This is a genomic window from Pseudomonas putida (assembly GCF_028682635.1).
Taxonomy (GTDB): domain Bacteria; phylum Pseudomonadota; class Gammaproteobacteria; order Pseudomonadales; family Pseudomonadaceae; genus Aquipseudomonas; species Aquipseudomonas putida_AE.
Genome location: NZ_JANHLK010000065.1, coordinates 1 through 2,150 on the forward strand (window position 1 = coordinate 1; position 2,150 = coordinate 2,150).

Annotated in this window: 3 protein-coding genes; all 3 read left to right on the top strand. The window is 61.7% G+C overall.

Going from position 1 to position 2,150, the window contains the following annotated elements; genetic code table 11:
- On the top strand, positions 1 to 988 hold a 988-nt coding region (locus NPS56_RS30850; RefSeq protein WP_274078153.1), incomplete at its 5' end, for a DUF2345 domain-containing protein.
- A complete protein-coding gene (locus NPS56_RS30855; protein WP_274078154.1) occupies positions 985 to 1,755 on the top strand; it encodes a DUF4123 domain-containing protein in 771 nt (256 codons plus the stop codon). The genes NPS56_RS30850 and NPS56_RS30855, both read left to right, overlap by 4 nt.
- 71 nt (positions 1,756 to 1,826) lie before the next feature.
- The coding region (locus NPS56_RS30860; protein WP_274078155.1) for a DUF3304 domain-containing protein at positions 1,827 to 2,150 on the top strand (324 nt) is incomplete at its 3' end.

Genomic DNA, 2,150 nt, shown 5'->3' on the forward strand with positions numbered 1-2,150 from the left:
GTACATCGCCCACGCCCTGCACGACAGCGACCACCCGGACCACGTGACCCTGCGCAACTACAAGCGCAACGTGCTGCGCACCCCGGCGAACAACAAGCTGCGCATGGAGGACAACCGCGGCGAGGAGCACGTCAAGCTCAGTACCGAGCACAGTGGCAAGAGCCAGCTGAACCTGGGGCATCTGGTGGATGCGCAGAAGCAGAAGCGGGGTGAGGGGTTTGAGCTGAGGAGCGATGGGCATGGCGCCATCCGTGGGGGCAAGGGATTGTTCATCAGTGCCGACCTGCAGCCCAAAGCCCAGGGCCAGGTGCTGGACATGCAGGCTGCACTGGGTCGCTTGCAACAGGCTGGCGATCAACTGCAAGGCCTGTCCAGCGATGCCCAGGCAGCCCACGCCGAGCCCGCCGATGTGCAGTCGCAGTGGGCCCTTATGAATGAACGAATCGACGCACTTCAGGCCCAGGTGGTCCTGCTCAGCGCGCCCCAAGGCATCGCCTTGAGCAGCGGCCAGCACCTGCAACTGGCGGCGCAGGAGAACCTGATGCTCAACGCCGGCGGCCAGGCCGATCTGAGCGTGGTCAAGCGTCTGTTCATCGGCATCGGCGAGGGGCTGAGTATGTTCGTGCGCAAGCTGGGGATGAAGCTGATTGCCAACCAGGGCCCGATCAGCGTGCAGGCGCAAAACGGCACGCTGGAGCTAATCGCCCGTCTTGGCCTGGACATCACCAGTACCGAAGATGAAATCCACCTGACCGCGAAAAAGAGAATCTACCTCAACGGCGGCGGCAGCTATCTCAGCCTCGATGCGGGCGGCATCGAAAAGGGCACGGCTGGCAATCACCTGGTCAAGGCGGCGCATCACGAGTTCAACCCGGCCGCCAGCAAAACCCATCCTCTACCGGAACTGCCTGGTTCAGTGTGCAAGGACTGCCTGAAAAGAGCCCAGGCCGCAGCGCAGGGCTTTGTGCTCAGGGAGACGCAAGCATGACGAACACTCCGCTCGGTACCTGGATCGGTTTGCTGGAGGCCTCGTGCGCGAAGGCGTCCATAACCTGCATCGACATCATCATCGACCAGGCAGGCAGCAATTCCCCACTGCTCCCAAGTGTGGTCAGTGTGCAGCCATCACTGACCTGGTACTCGTTGTTCACCGGACTGCCGGAAGCAGGGGCCGAAGAGCTGGCGCCGTTGCTGGTGCGCGTTGACCTGGCGCAGCCGCTACAGCGGCAGTGGCTCAAGGGGTTGATGCATGACTTGCAGGGGCGCTCGCAACTGCTGGCGCTGGCTTCCCACTGGCCTTTCCAGGCTTTGGCCGAGCACCTGGGGCGCTGTCTTGAAGCACGCAATGGCGGCTATCCGGGGTTGCTGCGCTACTACGATCCGCGTCTGTTCCCGCTGCTGTTCAGCCATGTGCTGCAAGCCGATCAGCAACAGCCGTGGCTGCGTCCCGCCGTGTTCTGGAGCTGGCTCGATCGCGATGGTCTTCCCCAGCACTTTCCAGGGGCTCCCGATACGCCCGAAAGCGTCGCCCTGTTGAGTCCCATCGAACTTAGCGACAGCCAGGTAGACACCCTCGGTTGTGCCAGTGATGCCACGTTGGCCATGAGCAACCTGCGCCATGCACTGCCTTGCGAGCGGAGCGCCGAACAGCATTTTCAAGCCTGCTACGGCGCCATGCTCGAAGCCACTCAGGCTGGATTGTTGCTGATGCCCGAACGCGAAGCTTTCACCCTCGACAAGTTGCGCATTGCCTGAGTGCCTCTACCCCGCAAAGACAGGAGCCGAATTTCATGCCCATACCCGCAGTAAACAACGTAATCGTTGCCATGCTCGTCGACCTGACTGCCTCCGTATTCGCGCAGGACATCCAGGCCGGCACCCTTGAGGCCATCAACCACACCCACTGGGCCATCAATCATTTCAGTGTCGATGGCCGTTCGGGGATCGACATTATCGGGCCCTACCAAGGTGGTGGTGGGGGTTGCTGCTATGTGGCGCCGACACGCTGGAAACCGGGGATGACGGTGCGTGTGGATTGGGAGACGGGGGTGGCTTATCCCGATGGTTTCCCCGGCTTTGCGGATGAGATCAAGTACGAGGTATGGGCGGAAGTAATAAGAGCTCAAAAGCGCCAACACAGCAAAGTCGTC